This window comes from Wolbachia endosymbiont (group A) of Andrena fulva, assembly GCF_964026815.1.
Taxonomy (GTDB): domain Bacteria; phylum Pseudomonadota; class Alphaproteobacteria; order Rickettsiales; family Anaplasmataceae; genus Wolbachia; species Wolbachia pipientis.
In genome coordinates this window covers 760,818-783,755 of sequence record NZ_OZ034701.1, presented here as the reverse complement: position 1 = coordinate 783,755, position 22,938 = coordinate 760,818, and the positions used below count along the sequence as shown (strand labels likewise).

Here is a 22,938-nt window from a genome sequence, read left to right as displayed (position 1 = left end):
TGTCTGCAGGTAATTTCTAGCTTCATGCTGCAGCTAAACCACCATCTAAAAGTTGCATAACATCAGGATCTGTCACTATAGTACTTTCATCATACAAGCCGTATATCCCGTTACATGCCTTAAACAACAAACATGTAGATCCTCCAGAAGCTATTGTAGCTACTGAAGCTAGTGCAAGAGATTGAGAAACCAAAAATAAAAAGTACAAGGATAAACACAAGGCAGCAATACACGCTATAGCTCCTATTATGTATAAGCACAAATGAAATTTTCTATTACATATAAAACCGCCCTTTATACCTGCGATTTGCTTAGCTTCCTCCCGTTCTGCAGCATTTAAAAAATAAAGAGGAGCTACCGCTACTCTCCCATGAAGAAAGCAGCTTTTATCGCAGAGTGCATTTTTAATGTATTTGTTATTACATTTAAGCTCCTCTTTTAATCTTTTTACTTCCCCCCAATTTTTAGCTTCTTCTGCTTTTTCAACCTTACTCTTAGTACCTTCTTCTAAATCCCTCATAATCTCTTTGATTGCAGGTAGCAGAATCTTGCTTCTTGCTGCTTCATGAAATGGATTATCTCCGCTTTCATTATGCACAGTTACAGAAGCAATGTTCTTTTTGCAAATGGCTACAAATGCCTCTTTATTTCCTGTTCTTGCAGCTATGTGTAAATAATTATCTCCCCGCACTATTTGTTTTGTTTTATCAAATGGGCCGGTGTAGCCATAGTTAACCTCGAATCCTTTTGCGCCCAGTAATAATTCTATAATTTGAATGTTAGGATTAGACTGCTCTAAAGCAATATGAAGAGGAGTTTTCCCATCTTCTTTTAAGTTAATTATTAAGTGTTGCTTGCCTGGGACTCAGAGCGGCTTCCACTCTCTCATAATTGCCTTCTTTGATTGCATTGACCAGATCTTTGAATTTTTCATTCATAATATACACCTACTATTTAACCAATAATAAATTATACAACACAATTTATTGAAAATAAAGAAAATTTAATCTCTCAGAATAAATAAATTCTAAATTGTTACAAACATAAATTTTAGCTATTATCATTTACATTACTGTAACAGACAAATATGCCAGGTATAGTCACTAGATTCGCTCCATCACCAACAGGGTTTTTGCACATTGGAGGGGCTCGTACTGCGTTATTTAATTGGCTCTACGCGAGGCACCATGGTGGCAGGTTTTTGCTAAGGATTGAGGACACCGACAGAAAACGTTCAACACAGGAAGCAATTGATGCAATTATAGAAGGGCTAAGATGGCTCGGTGTGAGCTATGATGGGGAAATAATATACCAATCAAAAAGAGTAGAGCGGCACATTGAAGTAGCAAACCTTTTAGTTGAGAAGGGTAGGGCGTATCACTGTTATTGCCCTGAGGATGAAGTTGCAGAAAAGAAAATAAAAGCAAGAGAAGAGGGCAAGATATACAAGCATAAATGTACTACAAAACCTCCTTCTTGTCATCCAAGTAGCCGACACTGGAAAAATATGTGGTCACGCGCTGGAATGACATCGGGTGTGAGGTCAGTTATCCGTTTCAAAGTGCCAGACTCGCAAGAGATCGTCATTAATGACAAAATATACGGCCAAATCAAAGTAAATAGCAACCAGCTTGATGATATAGTGATCTTACGCTCTGACAACACTCCAACATATATTTTTGCTGTCGTAATTGACGATCATGATGCTGGAATAACTGATATAATACGTGGTTCTGACCATCTTACTAATACCTTTAAACAACTACTAATATACCAGGCTCTTGATTTTGACATTCCACGCTTTGCACATGTGCCGCTTATCCATGGGGAAGATGGGAATAAGCTATCCAAAAGGCATGGTGCCACAAGCGTTTGCGATTATGAAAAGATGGGAATATTGCCAAAAGCGATGCGTAATTACTTGCTGAGACTTGGCTGGAGTCACGGCAACGATGAGATTATTAGCGATGAGCAAGCAATAGAGTGGTTTAATTTAGAAAGTATTGGTCGTTCATCTGCACGGCTCGATTTCAAAAAACTGGAGCATTTGAATAACCACTATATTAGTAATATGAGCAATGAAGATATTCTGGCTCTAATACTTGGAGAAAATACTCTAACTGACAAAAAAAAGGGCTATTTACTGCAAGGGCTAACGGAACTAAAAAAAAGAGCAAATTACCTGGCTGAACTGCTGGATTTAGCAAGGTTTTATATTCAAGATCCGCCACTTGATTTAAGTGAAGAAGCTCGTCAAATTGTCAAATCTAACCTCGATATAATCAAGTTACTTGCGTCATTTCTGTCAAAGATCGGTGATGAAAATTGGAATAAGGGTTTTTTATCTTCTCAGATCAAGGAATGTGCAAAATTGCACGATATGAAAATAAGCGATGTATACCACTCATTACGCGCCCCTATAACTGGAGTAATGGATGCACCTGGAATCATCGATATCATGGTGATTCTTGGTAAAGACGAGTGTATAAGAAGGTTACAAGCAATTTAAATGAAATAAGAAAATTTCTTGACAAGCTTTGCCAGCCCCTTTATCATGACAGTGAAGCTATTGTATTTGCTTTCGCCAATCTGCAGATTAAAAGGTAAGGATTACTTAATGTATCGGCGTCTTATGTTTAATTTTTTGCAGTATATAGATACTGTATGTCTTTACAAAACTTCATCTACATCTAGATTTTTATCTAAATAAGCTGAACGCGCTTACAAAGCGTTACAAGACATCAAAAAATGCCAATACTCGACAAAGATAGTAAAAGACTAGCTAACTCGGGGATTCTTTGTCTTTTTTTCTGCTTGGTAAATTTCTTAAACATTTGCAGCGTAGGTCAGTTGCAATTAAAAGCAGCTGAATTTCGCTTGTCAAGCGTTTAAAACATAAAAAACGCCAATATTTTAAAGCGGATAATAACCACAGGGCTTCTTTTGCCTTTTTTTTGTTTGGTAAATTTCTTAATGTTTATAGCTAAAAGAGCCCAAGAGAGGTGTCATTCCAGTGCCCCTGTGATGTCATTCCAGTGCTTGACACTGGAATCCAGTTTTCCATATAATCTCATCGAAAACGTTGTAACCACTTTCTATGCTAGTTTGCTTGTTTACAAGCAAACTTTCCTGGATCCCAGTGTCTGGGCACTGGGATGACAGCTAGCCTGATAACCGTCATCCCGCTGCTTGTTAGCGGGATCTATGTTAAGGTATGACGGTTAAGTAAGGGATCTATGTTAAGAGATACCGCGGCGGTATGACGGTTCGTGGCGGTGTGACGGTTCGCTGTGGTATAGCTATAGAAAACTTGTATAGATTTTTTCTACTTCTGTGATATCATAAGCCTATAATGATAAAATAAGTAAATATGGATAAGTCAGCGTATGAGATCATAGAACATGAGTATGATGTGGTAGTAGTAGGTGCAGGTGGAGCAGGGCTCAGAGCAACGCTTGGGATGGCTGCAACTAATTTTTCAGTTGCCTGCATTTCTAAAATTTTCCCTACACGAAGTCATACAGTTGCAGCACAAGGCGGAATTAGTGCAGCTTTAGGTAATATCGGTGAAGACGATTGGCGCTGGCATGCATATGACACAATAAAAGGTTCAGACTGGCTTGGTGATCAAGATGCAATAGAATATATGTGTAAAAACGCTGCTAAAGCTGTTATTGAACTTGAAAATTTTGGCGTACCTTTTTCTCGTACAGAAGATGGCAAAATATACCAGCGCTCTTTTGGTGGAATGACAACTCACTTTGGTAAAGGAAAATCAGCTCAACGCACTTGTGCGGCGGCAGATAAAACTGGGCACGCAATCCTTCACACTCTATATCAGCAGTGTCTTAAATTCAACGCTGAATTTTTTGTTGAATACTTTGTGATTGATTTAATTATGGATAGCGAAACCGGAGCATGCTGCGGAGTTCTTGCTTGGTCGCTATGCGACGGCACATTACATAGATTTCGTGCGCATAGAGTGGTGTTAGCAACAGGTGGATATGGACGTGTTTATTTCTCTGCAACAAGTGCGCATACCTGCACAGGTGATGGTAATGGCATGGTAGTAAGGGCTGGATTACCACTTGAAGATATGGAATTTGTACAATTTCATCCAACAGGAATATATGGCTCAGGGTGCTTGATGACAGAAGGGTGCCGTGGCGAAGGGGGATATCTCGTTAATTCTCAGGGCGAAAAGTTTATGGAACGTTACGCACCAAAAGCAAAAGATTTAGCTTCTCGTGATGTGGTAAGTCGTGCAATAACAATTGAAATTAGAGAGGGAAGGGGAGTTGGACCAAAAAAAGATCATATGTATTTAACTATAGCGCATCTTGATCCGGAAGTAATAAAACTCAGATTGCCGGGCATCAGCGAAACCGCAAGAACTTTTGCTGGAGTTGATGTCACTAAAGATCCAATACCGGTCATTCCGACTGTTCACTATAACATGGGTGGCATTCCAACCAATTATTATGGAGAAGTGATCACGCTGAAGCAAGGTAAGGAAGAAGTGGTAGATGGACTATTTGCAATTGGAGAAGCTGCGTGCGTCTCTGTGCACGGTGCAAATCGACTTGGTTCTAACTCGCTTCTTGATCTTGTGGTTTTTGGCAGAGCTGCAGCGCTCAGAGCAAGAGAGAAACTAAAATCCGGTACACCACATAAAAAATTGCATTCAGACTGCACAGACTGGATAGTAGATAGATTCAATAAAATGCGATTTGCTTCTGGTGGGCTAAAAGTAGCAAAAATACGCAGTGAAATGCAGAACACTATGCAAAAATACGCATCAGTTTTCCGTGTTGCTGAAGTTTTAGAAGAAGGCAAAAAAGCTATAAAAAAGGTAGCAAAAATGATGCCTGATATTTCACTTGAGGATCGCAGTATGATGTGGAATAGTGATTTAGTTGAAGCACTGGAGCTTGCTAACATGATCCCACAAGCGGTTATTACCATGGAATGCGCAGCTAATCGCGAGGAAAGCAGAGGTGCCCATGCTCGTGAAGACTTTCCTGAACGTGATGACAAAAACTGGATGAAGCACACTATAGCGTGGCTTGAAGAAAAGAAAGGGCAAATTAACGTAAAAATTGATTATAAAAAAGTGGCTGAAAAAACTCTGAGCGGTGAGATTGATTTCATAGCGCCAGAGAAGAGGGTTTACTAGTTACACTATCCCTACACAATTTTTCAACGAGTTCATTATTGATATGGCACTCATTTTAGTGTCTGGAGGACTCTCAGTATGCTCTGATTGATTTGGTGACTCTTGTACTGCTTGATTTTTAGTCTCATTCCTTAAATTCTGTTGATCATTATTAACAAGGTTCTTCGAAGCTTGATTCTGCTCTGTTGTTGAATTAGAGCGGTTTTTGTCGTTAAATGTGTCCTGTGCTTTGTTGGTTGATTTTTCAAAAAGTTTCTTAATACCACTAAATCCTAAAGTTAAAGTAAGGCATATAACTCCAGCAACAGCTATGATAGGAATGGCTGCTCCAATTGCCATTTGACCCTGAAAGAAAGCAAATGTTACCATTGCAATAACAGTAATCGTTATCGTGATTGCTAACAGTTCGCGGGTCCTTTTTGCTGGATCTATGAATCCTGCTACAGCAGATACTCCTTTTTTTATACCAGAACCTGCTTCTTTAATGCCAGACTTGCATTTTTTTGAAGCAGTTTTACAGTGGTATTTTTCTTCAAGCTTCTCTTTTAGTTCTTTAGCTTTCTCCTGTGCTTTCTGTGGAGTCCCTGAATAATCTTTTAGATCTCGTAAAGTTAAATAGTACTTTTTAGTATGGAATTTTGGATCTTTCAGCTCCAGAGAACAGGGATCAGCGCCTATTTCTAGCAGCATTGTACAAAATTTTGTTGTATTGTCATAAGCAGTTGCTGTATCAAAAATTGTTCCTTGCGGTAGGTATTCGATACTTCTTTTTTCTGCTTTTTTCTTTAATGCCAATTCTAGGGGTGTGTTCCCTTCTCCATTCTTAGCATTTATAGCTTTACCTAATTTATCTTTAGATATTGTTCCATTTTTTACTAAACCTAAAATCAATTCCAAACATGTAACTTTTTGTTCTCCTTTGAATGAAGCAATATAGTGCAGAGCATTTTTTTCATCTTTATCTTGCACAGTAATATCTGCACCGTTTTTTAGCAATAGTTCTAGGGTTTCATACCTTTTAGTTTTTTCAAATTTTCTATCTGTACATGATCGATCCTCATTCTTTCCTTTTATATGCTGAAGCAGCTGATGAAGAGGTGTTAATCCTTCCCTGTTAGTAGTATTTACAGCATCATCTTTATTTGAAATCAACTCTAAACATGTAACTTTTTGTTCTCCTTTGAATGAAGCAATATAGTGCAGAGCATTTTTTCCATCTTTATCTTGCACAGTAATATCTGCACCATTTTGTAGAAATAACTCTAAGGCTTTATACCTATTTGTTTTTTCAAATTTTCTATCTGTACATGATCGATCCTCATTCTTTTCTTTTATATGCTGAAGCAACTGATGAAGAGGCGTTTGTTCTTCCTGATTTTTACTATTAATGAGTTGTGCTAAATCTTCCTCGGTGACCGTTTTTATTAGGGTACCTAGAAACTTGCATTTCTGTTTCTTTTCCAACGACACGATAAGGTGTAAAATATTGTTGTCTTTTTCACCTTTTACACTATTAATATCCGTACAATCTTTTAGATATTTTTTAAATTTCCTGTTATTTCCATTTTTGATCGCTTTTAGTAATAGAGCATTGCTATTTGTTATTTCGTTGCTTATTTCTACTTTATGATCATCTTCAACATCGCTACCGTAGCCACTTTCTGCTTCACTATCTTCACTATTCCTACGATCATTTTGGTTGTGGGTAATACTATTAGAACAATATTTGCTATTATCAGTAATTTCTGAAATTACTTGCTTTACTCGTTCTTTTGTTTCATTTGATATTTTTTTCGATCGTTTTATTGCTTTATCTAGCACTGGAAGGAAGCATTGGACATAATACCTATAATATTTTTCTTGTTCTCTAAGTGATTCTTCTAATTTAGTTAATACTTCAGGGCTAGCACCTTCCTTGAATAACCTTTTACACTCCTTGAGAGCTCCATCTTGACCTCTTGGTTTTTCACGCTTGTGTTCTTCTTTTTTTACCTTTCTCTCTATAATGCCATACAATTGTTCGTCTTTTCTATCCTGCTCTTGCTTTTTATTTTTATCTATGCATTCACCTAATTTATCTGCATTAGTAGTTAGTGCAGTTATATCTATACCCATACTAAAACCTCAATATTAAAAGCTATTTAAGTTGTCAGCACTAAACTAACAACCAAGAAGTTTGACTTTTAAATTGAGCTAAACGTTGTATATGTATAGGTGGAAAGGCAGAAAACTAGTTTCTATTAGAAAATCTGTTATGTTCGGTAGAAGCTGTAGCTTTACTCCTCTCGTTTGAGTTTTATTACTACAACTCCCCCTAAAGAACCGTGCTTGCAGATTTCCCGCACACGGCTCATCAATATTAGTTTTCACAGTCGTCCCTCTTATGCATATAAAGAAAAATGTATTTTTGGCTTTGGTAATGGATTTACTTCTACGTAGTGTACAAACTGTTCCCAGGTCATACTCTTTTTCTGACTACGCCGATTTATCCATTTAAATGCTAGCTTTCTTACTGATGTGTAAAATTGTTTCAAACACCAATAATTTCCGCTAATACCAAAGTAGTTATAGTGTCCTGTTAATTTAGCCTTCAGTACTTGCCACCAATCTTTAAGTCGAATACTTCCGCGGACTATTTTCAACCACTCCTTGATTTCTTTTAGTTTTCTGGCTAGATTTAACTTAGAGGTTTTATGTCCCATCATTAATCTACCACGACGACTTTTTGCACCATAGTGCGTAAACCCCAGAAAATTGAAACTTTCCGTCCTTCGTTTCTCTCTTATCGCTCGTTGCCACTCCCTCTTGCCAAACTTTACTACTCTGGTCTTGTTTTCAGATACTTCCAACCCAAATTTATTTAGCCTTTGTTTCAGTAATTCCAGAAATTCTTCCGCGTCTACCTTACTTTCGCAACAAACCACAAAATCATCGCAAAACCTTATTACTTGTATATATCCTCTGGATCTTGGTTTAAATTTCTTTTCTATCCATAAATCCAACACATAATGTAAGTATATATTTGCTAATACAGGACTTACTATACCGCCTTGTGGTGTACCTTGTTTTGTTGCTTCATAATTTCCAGCTTCGACTATCCCTGCCTTGAGAAACCGCTTTACTAACCACAGCAAATTTGGGTCAGTTATTCGTTCCCTTAGACACCTCATTAGCCATTTATGCTGTATATTATCGTAGAACTTCTTGATATCCACTTCTACAATGTAGTTTATTGGCTTGTACATAACTGCTTTATCTAGTGCATTTACCGCTTGATGACAGTTTCTTCCTGGTCGAAATCCATATGAGCTGTCCAGAAAGTTTGCCTCGTAAATATTTTCTAATATCTTCTTCAGCATAATCTGTACTAATTTATCCTCGGTCGATGGTATTCCGAGTCCGCGTTTCTCTTTACTTCCAGCTTTCGGTATATATACCCTCTTTACTGGTTGTGGTTGATATTGCTTCCTCTTCATACTTTCTACTAGCACTTCGAGTTTCTCATTCAGATTTTCTCCGTATGATTCCACTGTTATCTGGTCTACTCCACAAGCCTTGTTACGCTTCAGTTCTTTATAACATCTCGCAAGATTCTCTGTATTTATCAGATGGACTAACGATGTGAATTTTAGTCGCTTATCTTGCTTTGCTCTTACTGCTATCTGGTTTAGTTTATATCGCATGTTATTCCTACCTCCGTTGTATTGGCATAGCAATCCCTATTCCAGTTACTATATTGCTGATCGCTTCCCCTTGTACGTGGCTTTCCCACATTCTGAGTACTATCAATCAGTCCGACTTCCCCTGCATCTTCCGCTAGTTCTTGCCTTTGTTGACTTGTTCCAACGTACCTTAATAGGAATGCATGGGATCTCCCAAGTTCACTTGAAGTCCATTTCAATACATGGCACGGTCTCAGATCCCGATAGAGTGAGTGATAACTTGCCTTTACGTTATCCTTCATGCTGTCTTCCATGGCCATGAACATGTCGACCTCTATGTCTTCAGGTATTTCGGGACTCCACTCCTTCACTTCCGTTGTGCCCTGCATTGTCCATCCCACTAGCTCTATTACACTCGTTACCTCATGCAACATAGTGGTCTGTTCCAAACTGTTGGCTAGACTTTGTTTGTGTTGGATTTTCACCAACTGTTCTCCAAGCACTTCTTGGCGCACCATAGTCAAATCCTCACTTGAACAGTTGCTACTATTTTAACCATTTAATCTTAAAAAATAATAAATATAGCTAAACTGTGAAACGTGCTATTGGCTAAAATAGGATAAGAAACTATAGCTGCAAATATCCAAATTGATTTTTTATAAATCTTCCAGGCTTGGTTTTTCTTCTGATTTTTTAAGTCTTTCTTTATTTAGTATGGAGCTTATCTCTTCTACACTTTTGTCAATATCATCATTGATTATTACATAATCATATTTATCACGTTTGCTTATCTCTTTTTGAGCTTCGGCTAATCTGCGCTCTATTTCGCTTGCATCATCACTATTACGCTTTTGCAAACGCAACCTAAGCTCTTCCATTGAAGGGGGAAGTATAAAAACACTTACAACTTTTTTTCTCATGAGCTTGAATAAGTGAAATGCTCCTTGCCAGTCTATGCTGAGTAAAACGCTTATTCCATTGCTTAAGTTTTGCTCTATAAAATTTCTTGGTATACCATAAAAATTCTCAAAAACTTTGGCGTATTCAAGCATTTGGCCAGCTTTGCATAACTCGTGAAATTTTTCTTCGGTAACGAAAAAATAGTCTTTTCCATTTATTTCGCCGGGGCGAGGCTTGCGTGTAGTCATAGAAACAGACCTAACTAAATTAGTTGATTGCTCAAGTAATTTTGCTGATATAGTAGTTTTTCCAGCTCCAGAAGGGGAGGATAGAACCAATAATACGCCCTCACTTTTTACGGTCATTTTTCTTTGCATTTTTTAACATGGTGCTTTTTGGATCAGAGTTTAAAAAGCTAGAACCTTCTAAATTAGAATTTGATAAGTTGGTGCCAATAAGAGAAGAGTTATCAAAGACAGTATAGCGCAAATCGGTTTTTTCAAAATTTGCCTTATTCAAATTAACGTTTACAAACTTTGCTCTACTCAATGTTGAATTAGAAAAATCGGCATTTTCTAAATTCATATTCTTAAATTCAAAGTAAGAATAATTTACATTAAATTTTTCACCCTGTGATATTTTCTCTTGCAAATCTTTAATCGAAGTTATAGCATTTTCTGAACCTGCAAGTTTTTTCTGTCCTTTATTGTCAATCAAAATTGAATTATCAAATTTGCAACCTGTTAAGTGAGCATCAACAACTGAACTTTTATATATGCTTGAAGAGAGAAAAGACATATCACTAATTGTTGAATTACTCAAATTGCTAAGAAAAAAACTAGTTTTCCTAAAGGCATTAGTGTGAAGCAAAGAAGATCTGAAATCGCTTTCAATAAAATTTGAATTAGTTACTTTTAAATTGGACCAACTCGAATTATCAGCTAATAAATTAAAGAATGTTGAATTTTCTATTTCACTGGAATCAATATTATGGCGAGAAAGTGTACTGTTATAAACTTGAGAGTCTTGGATTTTTATCTTATACATTGAAGTTGTAGAAAGGTCTGAATCTTCTATCTTCGCAGAGGTGAATAGTGAATGGTCAAAAAATGAGCCATTCATGTTAGAATTTGCAACTTTAGTATTATGAAACTTTCCGTGACGAATGTCAGCATTAGAGACATTAACTTGATGCAGTTCACTAAAACTAAAATCAATATTGGATAAATCAGCATCATGAAGATTTGCTTCAGAAACATATGCATGTTTTATCTTGGAACCATTTAGTATAGATTGAACAAAACTTGAATTATCGTCATTCACATAGGAAATTTGTGTGTTGCTTAAATCAGTTTCGTCGAAGTTACTGTTAATTATGATAGAAGAATTAAGGCAAGCATCGGAAAGATTGCTACCTGTAAAGTCTGATTCTTTTAACTCTGCACCATATATGTTAGCATTTTTTAATGAAGAAAATTGTATCTTTAATTTATATGCATCCACTCCAAAGAAACTTGCATTATCAAGGTTGTTTTTCTGCATAACAGTATCGTTTATTTCACTATCACTAAAATTTACGTGGCTAACATTCGAGTTTGATAAGTTGGAGAAATTCATTTTCACATTCGAGAAATTAGTATGCAAACCAATTACGTTGTGCATACTTACTTTTTTGAGATCGGAACTGATAAAATCAGCATAACTAACATTAGACTGATCAAATACGATATCTGTTAAGTTTGCAGAAACAAATTTTGTAAAACTCAAATTTGTACCTTTTATTTTAATGCCATGTAAATTAGCATTGGAAAAATTAGCACCACGTAAATCAACATCAATGAAAGACACATCGGATAAATCGGTGTTAGAAAAATCGGCACCAATCAGACTTACTCCATCAAAAACAGATTTACTTAGGTACAGTTGGTTAAAATTAGCTCCATTTAAGTTAGAACCAAAACCTTTCTTAAAATCTTCTGGCACGCCCTCTTTGTGGCACTGCACCAAAAATTCAGCAAAGTCTTTTTTACTGTAAGATACGTATTTTGCATCACGCAAAGCGTTTAAAAAATCACTAATCTGATTTTTTTCATCATTTGTTTCGTTTCCATAACATAAATGACCAACTAAAATTAATATCAAAAATCTAATCATCTTGCTTATCGCACTGTATTTCTTTCGTTTTCACAGCCCAATCGTACATTGCTGAGCTTTCTTTATTGTCTATTTTTCTATCCTCCAAAAGATGTGGCATCATTTCGGCAATCGCATTTATTATATTGATCTGCTTTTTTTCGATTGCTATATCAATTGGGGATTGAAAATTATTGTTAACTACTCTAAGATCAGCACCTTGTAATAAGAGAAAGCGCACTATGTCTACCTCACCTTGTTTAACTGAATAAATGAGAGGAGTATCACCCAATTTATTTCTAAACCTTAGTATCTCTTGAATTGTTAATCCAATTTTTTCTAGCTTACTTATTACTCCTCTTAAGCAAGTTAAGTTGTTCTTCTTAATGCAGTAAAAAAATTGCTTACTGTAATCATCAATAAACACAGTTGTAGGAAGATGCTCATTAAGGCTATCATATTGTCGTTTATATATTGACTTGCTTTGTATGTCTTTATGACCCCATTCTTTTATTGGTTCTCTGTTTAGCTTTGTCCATTTTTGTAAACTTTTCTTTTCACTTTGCTCTTCTTCATCTTTTTTAGTTATAGGTTTTACTCTATTGCGGTCCTTGGAATTACTGTTTGTTTCTTTCACTTTTTTTTCTTCAGACTGATTCTCTACTTTTTCTTTTTTTCCCTCTAATAATTGACTCGCATCACTTTTTGAAAGTTCATTATCTTTTATATCAATCTTCTGATCAGCTTGTAGATTTTTTTGCGGGTTAGCTGTATTCTCATTTAAATCAGCACTTAAAGGCAAAGGCTCTGGTTTCAAATCTTTATTCACTTCTTTATTGGCCACATTTGGTAAATTTTGAGCAAATTTGTCTGTGCTTCCTTCTAGCTGGTCATTTGGCAAATCTTTATCAATCCTTTCACCTTCACTTATAGTTTTTTCAACCACGAAAGCTTTGTTCTCGTTGTGTTGCAGTTTCTCTTTATCGGTAGTGCCGTCTAATCTTTTGCTCTCAGCCTCTTGTGTTTGTTTAGCATCGACGTTGCTTTTTAACTCATCTTTTTGATTTGTGCTATCTTGCTTCCTTACACCTACATTTTCGTTTTTATGAACTGATTCAATTTTCTTTTCTTCAAATTGCTCTACAGCAAATAGGCTCAGTGATCCGAATACAACAGCTAATAATATAAAATATAAAATATTTTTCATAAATATCCCAAGCATAAGCTTAATTAAAATGATACTATAATCAAATGATTAATCTACAGTAAAAAATGCCTTAGGATTTAATTTATAAAAAAACAATAGATTTTTTGTATCTGTTCAGGGGCATCGCAAATATTGAAGCAAAGTGGTCAGTGCTTACTGTACGAACATTGTGATTTGAGAGCAATCTCCGCTAGGGAGGATGTCATCCCAGTGCCCAGACACTGGGATCCAGAAAAGTTTGCTTGTAAGCAAGCAAACTAGCATAGAAAGTGGTTACAACATTTTCGATGAGATTATATGGAAAACTGGATCCCAGTGTCTGGGCACTGGGATGACAAAGGAGGACGTTATTCCAGTGCCAAGCACTGACCATTTGCTGTGCAATTTACCTTCAAAAATGAATGTTCGTACAGCTATGGAATGAATCGCGATATGACGTAGGACTGCTGTCATTCCAGTCTGGAATCTAGTCTTTACTGGGGAGAAGAAACTATCCTTCTACAGTGTATCCGTTTAGGGGAGGTATCTGTTCAGATGCATGGCTAATGTACAAATATTGAAACAAAAATTCCAGTGCTCCCTTTCTTGTCATCCCAGTGCCCAGACACTGGGATCCAGAAAACTTAACTTTAAATAAGTGGCTGCATAATAAACTACACATTAAACCTAAAGTGCATTATATCACCATCTTGCACGATGTAATCTCTGCCTTCAAAGCGAATTTTTCCTGCGTCTTTACAAGCCGGTTCACTTCCATACTTTATGTAGTCTGCAAAGCCTATCGTTTCTGCTTTTATGAAACCTTTCTCAAAATCAGTGTGGATTACACCTGCAGCTTTGTCAGCTGTTGACCCTATTTTTACTGGCCATGCCCGTGCTTCTTTGGGGCCCACAGTAAAGAAAGTTATCATACTCAGCACTTCATACATAATACGCGCTACTCCATCAAGGCCTGATTCTTGTAAGCCAAATTCTGATAAAAAACTCTGTTTTTCCTCTTCAGTATCAAGATTTGCAATATCTGCTTCGAGTTTTGCTGAAATACAATAAAATTTACTTTTATTTTCCTCCGCCATTCTCTCTACCTTTTTAGATAATTCATTGCCAGTTATAACATTTGTATCTTCAACATTGCAAACGTACATAACGGGCTTTGTTGTCAGCAATTGAAGCGACTTCATCTCATCTTCATCGATATTCTCCAAACTTCTTGCAGGTTTACCTAATTTTAAAGTAGCTAATACCTCTTGCATTAATTCAAGTTGTCTCTTTAGCTCTTTATCACCTTGCTTTGCTTTCTTTTCCAATTGAGGAAGCCTTTTTTCTATGCTATCAATATCAGCTAGGATTAATTCCATTTCTACCACTTCAGCATCTGATATTGGATCTATTTTACTGTGTACATGGCTGATATCGTCATCCGTAAAGCACCTGAGCAGATGAACGATAGCATCAACTTCTCTGATATGGCTTAAAAATTTATTGCCGAGCCCTTCACCTTTGCTCGCACCCTTTACCAGACCTGCAATATCTACAACTTCTAATTGATTATAAATTATCTTCTCTGAGCCTGCAATTGCTGCGATTTGTTTCAAACGCTGATCTTTTATCGAAATCTTGCCTATATTTGGCTCAATTGTGCAGAAAGGATAATTTGCAGCTTCGGCTGCACTTGACTCTGTAAGTGCATTAAATAAGGTTGATTTTCCTATGTTTGGTAACCCAACTATACCGCAGTTAAAACTCATATTTGCTATTTAAAGCTACAACTATTGCATAATTTAAAAATTTCTGCTATACTTAATTAGTTGCTTATTAATAATTTTGTTGGTATAGTAACATATAGCTCAAATTAAGGTAAAAACTATGGCTGAACCTAGGAAACGGAAGCTACCAAGTGATTTTCATGATGTTGAGGTTGGAATAAAAAGGCCCAAGATCTCAGGGCAAATGAATGTACCTAGGAAACGGAAACTATCAAATGATTTTTACGATACTGGAAGTCCGAAAAGGTTCAAGAGCTCTGGACAAGAAATAACTCTTTTAAATAGTAATCCTTACCCTGACAATTTCCATGTAGGACAAGCAATTGGTAATGGAAGCTGCTTTTTTGACTCGTTCAGACAAAGTCTAGAACAACAGACAGGAGAGCAAGTTACTATCGAAAAATTAAGAAATGATTGTAAAGAATTTGCGCAAAAGAATCCACCAAAGTGGTTTACAAATGCAATTGTCAATAGTCATGATAACAATGGCCAGCACCGTAGTGAAACTGTAGATGATTATACAGCAGACATTATGCGTAACAGTAGGTGGGGTGATCCTGACGTTGAAGGCAGAATACTTTGTGAAAAGTATAAGGTAAAGCTACATGTTATAGAGAACCAGACTGTTGATAACCAAGATCTGTCTTTGCATGAATTAATAGACAATTCAGGTTCAAAAAGTGCAGGTGAATACAATAAAGTTGATTATGATGATAGTAGTATTGTGCATATAATAAACAAAGGCGGATTGCATTTCGAACCATTGCTTGATAGAAATAAAAGTTTAGCAAAACAACTGCAAGAGGAAACCAAACTTAAACAAGAGCAAGAACAAGAAGATTTCCTATTAGCAAAAAAACTTCAGGTAGACGAGATCTTAGAATATTGTAACCTTTCAAAGGATATCTCTGAGAGAGCAGAGGTTGAAAAGGGATTTGATGAGTTATTGGCAAAAAATGCTGATGGAAAAATTGGTGATGTTGTAGAGCAGTGCGTTAGTGAGATAAAGCAGCACATAGAGCGCTCTGAGAAGCAAAACCCTTCAAGCTCACCAAGATGTAGTATGGCGGAATCAAGAACAGAAAAAACATTTCATCAACAACAAATATCACAATTGGAAGTGTAAAATAAATCTTCATAGCCCTGTATATTTTTATATGGGGCTTTTTGCAAGCATTTCATATAATATGAACTGCAGCATATACTAACTAAATGCAAGTTGACCGTGAAACTAGTTTAATTATTGATGCCATAGAGAAATTTGGTGGTGAGGCTAGGCTTGTCGGCGGGTGTGTGAGAGACTCAATTTTGCAGCGTGATGTCCACGACATCGATTTAGCTACTAATTTGCCTCCCAATCAAACGATTAAAGCGCTAAAACTCCGTAATATAAAAACTATTCCAACTGGCTTAAAACATGGAACTATCACTGCGATCTTAAATCAGAGGTCTTTTGAAATTACAACACTAAGACATGATGTGAAATGTGATGGTAGGCATGCAAAAGTAGAATTTACCAATAATTGGCAAGCGGATGCTTCAAGGCGCGACTTTACATTTAATGCTCTGTATGCAGATAAGCATGGCCATATATATGATTACTTTGGTGGTATAGAGGACTTAAAGGCGCGAAGGTTAAACTTTATAGGCAACGCTGAAGATAGAATTAAAGAAGACTATCTACGTATTTTAAGAGCATTTCGTTTTCATGCAAAAATATGTGTCGGAGATTTGAGTGATGAAATACTAAGCGTATGCAAAAAGCATTCGCATATGATCCAAAACCTCTCTGGAGAGAGAATAAGAGATGAAATACTTAAATTGCTGGAGTGCAATGATCCTTTTCCAACACTTAAGAGCATGCAAGAATCTGATATTTTGCAAAAGATTATCCCAAAAGAAATAAAATGCGAAATTCTGTCTTCGCCACTTCTTTTGGGCACTGATGCACTAGTAAAATTAGCGTTACTCCTTAGGACCACTAAAGAAAATGACAGGCTAAGTCTTGGAGAATACATAAGTAAGTTTTTACGTCTTTCGAACAAGCAAAAGAAAAAGCTGCTATTTTTACTATCCAACGATATCAAAACAGAACTCTCAGAAAAAGAGCAAAAAAAATACATATCTTTATTTGGTAGAGAATCATATTGTGATTTAGTAAGAATTTGTGGTGTTGAGTCTGGAGAAAATGTTGATAAATACATTTCATTTGCTAATATATTCAATATTCCAAAATTTCCTTTATCTGGTAATGATTTGATAAATATAGGTCACCAGCCAGGAAAAAGTTTAGGTAGAAACTTAGAGTTGCTCAGGCAAAATTGGGAAGACAGCTCCTACACTTTAACAAAAGAGGAGCTGGTGCTTTATGCTAAGAGCCTACTCTAACTGCTTTCTGGCTGTTTAATGAATGTACGCTTACAGTATTAGTGTAACTCATCGAGGAATTAGGTTCTCTAATTGCATGAAAGTTCTCTAATTGCATGAAAGTCAATAATAATTTTTTGTATCATGAAAAATATTTTTTGATGTAAAACTCAGGTCTGATACAACCTTTTATTTACTATCGTATTATCTTATTCAATCAAAAGGGGTTTTATTGGCAATAAAAACACCAGCACTAAATTTCTAATTAATCCCTTTTAAATTATGCAGCCAATGAATATGTGGATAAATACGCCACACACGCCACACACATTTAAAGTATTTATCCACATATTCATTAAGCTTATAAAAACTAAGGTATCATTCTTTCCCTCCATAGTCTTAATATAAGTTAAAATAGCATGCTTCCATGGTTCTCTCCGCGGTCTGATATGGCTAATTTGTATTTTAGCCAAGCCGCACTATACTTGTTAGGCGGAAGTGGACGGCAACATGTGTCTTACGAAGTCTATGCTTCAACCTAGGATCTTGCTTATCCCTTCCATCGGCATTGCTATCTTTACTTTACATCAAATTATCTACTTTTTGCATTTATTGATAACAAAATTCTGTTTTACTAACCAATATCCTATGCATAATTACAGACAACTTCCGCGCTACGGCAACAATTGCTTTCTTCATACCCTTCTTTTTTGCAAGCCTCAATCCCCAGCTTCTCAATTTAAATTTCCTTTTACATTTTACCAGTAAGACTTGTGCTGCTTCGTACAACACATTCCTACATTCTACTGGTCCCATTTTTGATATACTTCCATGCCGATCAATCTCTCCAGAAGCGTACTGTCTTGGGCTCAATCCCATATAGGCTCCAACTGCATAAGATGTTTCAAACCTATATGCATCATCTATCGCAGCTTTGTATGTCATTGCTACTATAATACCAACTCCTGGAACAGTAGTTAATAATTTACAATCCTCATCTTTTTTACCTTGCTCTGAGAGCATTTTGTCAAGTTTTCTTATCGATTCTTCTATTGTTTCTAAGCTATGTACTAATACTTCAATTGAGTTCTTGCTAATTTCATCTAGCTCATTAATTATTTCTTGCACTTTTAAAACGAAACTTGTAGATCTGGCACGCTGATCAATTTTTATCCCGTATATTTTTAATAATCCTCTTATTGTTCCCTCAATTTTCCCTCTGCTACGTGTTAATTGTCTTCTGCTTCCAAGCATTATTTTAATCTGACAAGCTTCATCTGACTTTACTAATACCTCTTTAAATAGCCCAACTCTCATCATTTGTGCTATACCTCTTGCATCATTTTTATCATTCTTATTGATTCTTGCAGACAATGCTGCTGCCATATGCCTTGCATCTACACAAGTTACTGGCAATCCAAATCTCCTCAATTCTTTGCACATTGATATTGATAGTTGTCCACTTTCTATCCCTATTGCTTCATATTTTTTGCTTTGACTAAGCAAATACTCCGCTATTGTACTGCTTTCACTTACAATAACTTCTTCTTTAACAATTTTTCCTTTCTCATCAATGATACTGATAAAAGTTTCCTTGAGTGAGACATCTAATCCACTATAATATTTCATGAGGCTGCTCCTACTGTAAAAGTTTAAATTATTTTTGAAGAACTAATTCTATTGAACTTGTTACTTCGTGCTAAAATAATGGAGTATGTCTCTCCATCATTCAATAGCAATTACAGTATGTGTATTCTTTTTTAGCTTTTTCTGTTAATTGGTATTCGTTTACTCCTCCTTGAGTTTGATTACACATTCCCTGATCTGTAGATAAAAATTTATCTCTTATGCTTGATGTCAGTTGTAACTCTTGGTGCGCCAAGAAGTGCTTGGAGAACAGTTGGTGAAAATCCAACACAAACAAAGTCTAGCCAACAGTTTGGAACAGACCACTATGTTGCATGAGGTAACGAGTGTAATAGAGCTAGTGGGATGGACAATGCAGGGCACAACGGAAGTGAAGGAGTGGAGTCCCGAAATACCTGAAGACATAGAGGTCGACATGTTCATGGCCATGGAAGACAGCATGAAGGATAACGTAAAGGCAAGTTATCACTCACTCTATCGGGATCTGAGACCGTGCCATGTATTGAAATGGACTTCAAGTGAACTTGGGAGATCCCATGCATTCCTATTAAGGTACGTTGGAACAAGTCAACAAAGGCAAGAACTAGCGGAAGATGCAGGGGAAGTCGGACTGATTGATAGTACTCAGAATGTGGGAAAGCCACGTACAAGGGGAAGCGATCAGCAATATAGTAACTGGAATAGGGATTGCTATGCCAATACAACGGAGGTAGGAATAACATGCGATATAAACTAAACCAGATAGCAGTAAGAGCAAAGCAAGATAAGCGACTAAAATTCACATCGTTAGTCCATCTGATAAATACAGAGAATCTTGCGAGATGTTATAAAGAACTGAAGCGTAACAAGGCTTGTGGAGTAGACCAGATAACAGTGGAATCATACGGAGAAAATCTGAATGAGAAACTCGAAGTGCTAGTAGAAAGTATGAAGAGGAAGCAATATCAACCACAACCAGTAAAGAGGGTATATATACCGAAAGCTGGAAGTAAAGAGAAACGCGGACTCGGAATACCATCGACCGAGGATAAATTAGTACAGATTATGCTGAAGAAGATATTAGAAAATATTTACGAGGCAAACTTTCTGGACAGCTCATATGGATTTCGACCAGGAAGAAACTGTCATCAAGCGGTAAATGCACTAGATAAAGCAGTTATGTACAAGCCAATAAACTACATTGTAGAAGTGGATATCAAGAAGTTCTACGATAATATACAGCATAAATGGCTAATGAGGTGTCTAAGGGAACGAATAACTGACCCAAATTTGCTGTGGTTAGTAAAGCGGTTTCTCAAGGCAGGGATAGTCGAAGCTGGAAATTATGAAGCAACAAAACAAGGTACACCACAAGGCGGTATAGTAAGTCCTGTATTAGCAAATATATACTTACATTATGTGTTGGATTTATGGATAGAAAAGAAATTTAAACCAAGATCCAGAGGATATATACAAGTAATAAGGTTTTGCGATGATTTTGTGGTTTGTTGCGAAAGTAAGGTAGACGCGGAAGAATTTCTGGAATTACTGAAACAAAGGCTAAATAAATTTGGGTTGGAAGTATCTGAAAACAAGACCAGAGTAGTAAAGTTTGGCAAGAGGGAGTGGCAACGAGCGATAAGAGAGAAACGAAGGACGGAAAGTTTCAATTTTCTGGGGTTTACGCACTATGGTGCAAAAAGTCGTCGTGGTAGATTAATGATGGGACATAAAACCTCTAAGTTAAATCTAGCCAGAAAACTAAAAGAAATCAAGGAGTGGTTGAAAATAGTCCGCGGAAGTATTCGACTTAAAGATTGGTGGCAAGTACTGAAGGCTAAATTAACAGGACACTATAACTACTTTGGTATTAGCGGAAATTATTGGTGTTTGAAACAATTTTACACATCAGTAAGAAAGCTAGCATTTAAATGGATAAATCGGCGTAGTCAGAAAAAGAGTATGACCTGGGAACAGTTTGTACACTACGTAGAAGTAAATCCATTACCAAAGCCAAAAATACATTTTTCTTTATATGCATAAGAGGGACGACTGTGAAAACTAATATTGATGAGCCGTGTGCGGGAAATCTGCAAGCACGGTTCTTTAGGGGGAGTTGTAGTAATAAAACTCAAACGAGAGGAGTAAAGCTACAGCTTCTACCGAACAATCTTATCTAAAAAAAATCTCATTCTAGCTTCTACTAGCTCTTTCACAACAATTTCTTTAAGTAATTCTCCTGAGTCGTTATTATTATTATTCTTGCTATTAAAGCTGTGCAAGATAGAGTCTACAATCTTATTTACCCCTTCTTCTTGTTTGTTAAATTCTAATTTTTTTATGCATTTTCTAACAGAAGGTGATAACTTGGCTTTTAACGTGCCATCTCGTAGTTCTTTTATATTTTTTTCAATGCAATGTTTATTGACAACTTCTTTAACCTTAGCTTCTATGATCTCCCTTGCGGATTGTTTCAAATCACTTTCTAATAATTCAAGCAGCTTACTGCTTTCAAATTTGCCATCATCTTGATTTGATAGAGATTTTATGGTTTCATCAAGCACGTTATGGCAAAAGTGCTTTTCTTTAAATTCAGGAAAACCTTTTTTTAACTCCTCGTTTTTCCTAGATAAAAAGTTATTGAGACCCTTATCCCTAGAAAGCTTATTGGGCAAGTTTCGTAATTTTGAAAGGGTTGATTTACTAGAGCCTGTAGTTGATTTTACAGTAGATACTGTGCTTACCAAACTCACTGCATCTGGCTTGTGAGCTTTTGTTTGTTCTTGTGATTTTTTAGTTTCTCCATCAATATCTTCTAACCTTTTATCAACACCTTTTAACTTTTCTTCCAACTTTTGTTGTTCTTGATTATTTAACAGTTGTTGTTGCATTATTTTTAATTGTTCTTCCATGTTTTCTTTTTCTCCCTGTAGTTTCTTAATATCAGCTTTTGATTGATCTTCTGCTTGCTTCCGTTCCTTTTGTAACTGCTCTATCAACTTCTCTTGTTCTGCAAGCTTTTCTTGTAACGCTTCATCTGATTCTTCATTTAACCGCATTAAACTATTTATTTTCATATCCTTTTCTACTTCAATCAGAGGTCTTTTTATTTCATTTAGAGATTCTATGTTGCACTCAATTAATCTTTCGCTTAGTCCAAATATCAATTTAGATTTTTCCTTTAATTCTGCTGAGAGCTCTTCCTCTAGTTGGCCTGAAACATCTTCCAATTCCGTATAATCTTTTTCGCATTCTGCAAGTTTAGACCTTAACTCTCTATTTTCCTCTTCTAAAAAGTCATTTTGTGCACGCTCAAGTTCTAGTTCCTGACTCAGTTGTTCATTCAATTCTTCATCCTCCTCTATGCTTACTTCTTCCATACTATCGTAGTCTTCATCAATGAATTCATCATTTACTATAGTATCAAAACAACTCTCATCAGTGAACTCACTATTTTCTTCAGTTTGAACCTCTTCATCCTTACTTATTATTTCACTCTGGCTCCCTTTTTCTGCAACTTCAGGTTTTAAATCAACTTCAATATTTTTATCCGTTGTTTTGACGTATTCAGTCTGCATTGTCGTATCTTGAAATGTAGTTTCATCCTTACTTATTATTTCACTCTGGCTCTCTTTTTCTGCCACTTCAGGTTTTAAATCAGCTTCAATATTTTTATCCGTTGTTTCAACGTATTCGGTCTGCATTGTCGTATTTTGAAATGTAGTTTCATCCTTACTTATTGCTTCACTTTGACTCTCTTTTACTGCAACTCCAGGTTTTAAATCAATTTGAGCACTTTCATCTGTTGTTTTAAGACCATCAGTATGACTTCCAGTAGCTTTATCGTAATATAGAATATTTTCCGCCCATTTGTTCCATTTCTTTGGTAGTATTCGTCCAATCGTTTTTAAGTACAACCAAGCAAACACAGTAGACCAACTGTATTTTTGTTTAACATTAATTTCATAATTAACCGTATTATTAATATTTGACATAAAATTACCTTGTTTTTTAACTTTAATTTACAGAAAATTTTAATAGTGATAAAGTTATATATATTAGTATAAATGTTAAATAAATACTAACGCGGGTTGTCAAATT

General features: G+C 36.1%; 21 protein-coding genes. 8 read left to right on the top strand and 13 right to left on the bottom strand.

The genetic code is table 11. The features are described from left to right. Positions 1–22: 22 nt before the first annotated feature. Positions 23–691, bottom strand: a complete 669-nt coding sequence (locus tag AAGD84_RS03835; protein WP_264723410.1) for an ankyrin repeat domain-containing protein — start codon at positions 689–691, stop codon at positions 23–25. A 396-nt stretch (positions 692–1,087) separates the two neighbouring features. Here AAGD84_RS03835 and gltX point away from each other — a divergent pair, with 396 nt between their 5' ends. Then, a complete protein-coding gene (gene gltX / locus AAGD84_RS03830; RefSeq protein ID WP_264723409.1) occupies positions 1,088–2,509 on the top strand; it encodes a glutamate--tRNA ligase in 1,422 nt (473 codons plus the stop codon). A gap of 861 nt (positions 2,510–3,370) precedes the next feature. Continuing rightward, entirely contained in the window at positions 3,371–5,176 is a 1,806-nt protein-coding gene (gene sdhA / locus AAGD84_RS03825) for a succinate dehydrogenase flavoprotein subunit (protein WP_265037819.1), read from the top strand. Here the strand turns inward: sdhA and AAGD84_RS03820 are convergent, their stop codons facing one another. The 7 genes from AAGD84_RS03820 to AAGD84_RS03790 form a co-directional block, all read right to left on the bottom strand. Further along, positions 5,177–7,291, bottom strand: coding sequence for an ankyrin repeat domain-containing protein (locus AAGD84_RS03820; protein WP_264723407.1), 2,115 nt, complete (start codon positions 7,289–7,291; stop codon positions 5,177–5,179). 78 nt (positions 7,292–7,369) lie between these two features. Then, positions 7,370–7,546 carry a hypothetical protein gene (locus tag AAGD84_RS03815; protein WP_341817825.1) on the bottom strand — a complete coding sequence of 59 codons (177 nt, stop codon included), beginning with the start codon at positions 7,544–7,546 and terminating at the stop codon, positions 7,370–7,372. 11 nt (positions 7,547–7,557) lie between these two features. Continuing rightward, positions 7,558–8,859 (bottom strand): group II intron reverse transcriptase/maturase, encoded by a 1,302-nt coding sequence (gene ltrA, locus AAGD84_RS03810; RefSeq protein ID WP_338476458.1) that lies wholly within the window; start codon positions 8,857–8,859, stop codon positions 7,558–7,560. Further along, positions 8,844–9,356 carry a hypothetical protein gene (locus AAGD84_RS03805; RefSeq protein ID WP_245611107.1) on the bottom strand — a complete coding sequence of 171 codons (513 nt, stop codon included), beginning with the start codon at positions 9,354–9,356 and terminating at the stop codon, positions 8,844–8,846. The genes ltrA (AAGD84_RS03810) and AAGD84_RS03805 overlap by 16 nt, the downstream gene beginning before the upstream one ends. A gap of 138 nt (positions 9,357–9,494) precedes the next feature. After that, complete coding sequence (gene gmk, locus AAGD84_RS03800; RefSeq protein WP_264723406.1) at positions 9,495–10,103, bottom strand: guanylate kinase; 609 nt, start codon at positions 10,101–10,103, stop codon at positions 9,495–9,497. Continuing rightward, on the bottom strand, positions 10,087–11,892 hold the full coding sequence (locus AAGD84_RS03795; protein WP_264723405.1) for a pentapeptide repeat-containing protein: 1,806 nt from the start codon (positions 11,890–11,892) through the stop codon (positions 10,087–10,089). Before AAGD84_RS03795 ends, gmk begins: the two co-directional genes overlap by 17 nt. Further along, complete coding sequence (locus AAGD84_RS03790; protein WP_077188062.1) at positions 11,885–13,078, bottom strand: ankyrin repeat domain-containing protein; 1,194 nt, start codon at positions 13,076–13,078, stop codon at positions 11,885–11,887. The genes AAGD84_RS03795 and AAGD84_RS03790 overlap by 8 nt, the downstream gene beginning before the upstream one ends. A 238-nt stretch (positions 13,079–13,316) precedes the next feature. Between AAGD84_RS03790 and AAGD84_RS03785 the strand changes: the two genes are divergently transcribed. Then, positions 13,317–13,502, top strand: coding sequence for a hypothetical protein (locus tag AAGD84_RS03785; RefSeq protein ID WP_197907208.1), 186 nt, complete (start codon positions 13,317–13,319; stop codon positions 13,500–13,502). A 66-nt stretch (positions 13,503–13,568) separates the two neighbouring features. Here the strand turns inward: AAGD84_RS03785 and AAGD84_RS07525 are convergent, their stop codons facing one another. Continuing rightward, positions 13,569–13,739: a hypothetical protein gene (locus AAGD84_RS07525; RefSeq protein WP_349496636.1), complete on the bottom strand. Its 171-nt coding sequence runs from the start codon at positions 13,737–13,739 to the stop codon at positions 13,569–13,571. After that, on the bottom strand, positions 13,732–14,826 hold the full coding sequence (gene ychF / locus AAGD84_RS03780; protein WP_264723404.1) for a redox-regulated ATPase YchF: 1,095 nt from the start codon (positions 14,824–14,826) through the stop codon (positions 13,732–13,734). Before ychF ends, AAGD84_RS07525 begins: the two co-directional genes overlap by 8 nt. A 118-nt stretch (positions 14,827–14,944) precedes the next feature. On the opposite strand from ychF, the gene AAGD84_RS03775 reads away from it, so the two are divergent. Both AAGD84_RS03775 and AAGD84_RS03770 read left to right on the top strand, forming a co-directional pair. Continuing rightward, positions 14,945–15,970, top strand: a complete 1,026-nt coding sequence (locus tag AAGD84_RS03775) for a hypothetical protein (protein ID WP_341817824.1) — start codon at positions 14,945–14,947, stop codon at positions 15,968–15,970. Positions 15,971–16,056: 86 nt separating this feature from the next. Further along, the gene (locus tag AAGD84_RS03770; RefSeq protein ID WP_341817823.1) at positions 16,057–17,232 is read left to right on the top strand and encodes a CCA tRNA nucleotidyltransferase; all 1,176 of its coding nucleotides are present in this window, start codon (positions 16,057–16,059) and stop codon (positions 17,230–17,232) included. A gap of 588 nt (positions 17,233–17,820) precedes the next feature. On the opposite strand, the gene AAGD84_RS03765 is transcribed toward AAGD84_RS03770, so the two are convergent. Together AAGD84_RS03765 and AAGD84_RS03760 are read right to left on the bottom strand one after the other, a co-directional pair. Further along, a complete protein-coding gene (locus AAGD84_RS03765; protein WP_265037747.1) occupies positions 17,821–18,840 on the bottom strand; it encodes an IS110 family transposase in 1,020 nt (339 codons plus the stop codon). Between the two features lie 100 nt (positions 18,841–18,940). Continuing rightward, positions 18,941–19,093, bottom strand: a complete 153-nt coding sequence (locus AAGD84_RS03760) for a hypothetical protein (protein WP_341817822.1) — start codon at positions 19,091–19,093, stop codon at positions 18,941–18,943. Here AAGD84_RS03760 and AAGD84_RS03755 point away from each other — a divergent pair. Genes AAGD84_RS03755 through AAGD84_RS03745 form a run of 3 tightly spaced genes read left to right on the top strand, consistent with a single transcriptional unit; the run spans position 19,082 to position 21,017 of the window. Beyond that, a complete protein-coding gene (locus tag AAGD84_RS03755; protein WP_245611107.1) occupies positions 19,082–19,594 on the top strand; it encodes a hypothetical protein in 513 nt (170 codons plus the stop codon). The genes AAGD84_RS03760 and AAGD84_RS03755 overlap by 12 nt on opposite strands. After that, positions 19,579–20,880: a group II intron reverse transcriptase/maturase gene (gene ltrA, locus AAGD84_RS03750; protein ID WP_338476458.1), complete on the top strand. Its 1,302-nt coding sequence runs from the start codon at positions 19,579–19,581 to the stop codon at positions 20,878–20,880. The genes AAGD84_RS03755 and ltrA (AAGD84_RS03750) overlap by 16 nt, the downstream gene beginning before the upstream one ends. Before the next feature lie 11 nt (positions 20,881–20,891). After that, positions 20,892–21,017: a hypothetical protein gene (locus tag AAGD84_RS03745; protein ID WP_341817821.1), complete on the top strand. Its 126-nt coding sequence runs from the start codon at positions 20,892–20,894 to the stop codon at positions 21,015–21,017. On the opposite strand, the gene AAGD84_RS03740 is transcribed toward AAGD84_RS03745, so the two are convergent. Continuing rightward, the gene (locus AAGD84_RS03740) at positions 20,997–22,832 is read right to left on the bottom strand and encodes a hypothetical protein (protein WP_341817820.1); all 1,836 of its coding nucleotides are present in this window, start codon (positions 22,830–22,832) and stop codon (positions 20,997–20,999) included. The genes AAGD84_RS03745 and AAGD84_RS03740 overlap by 21 nt on opposite strands. Positions 22,833–22,938: the final 106 nt, after the last annotated feature.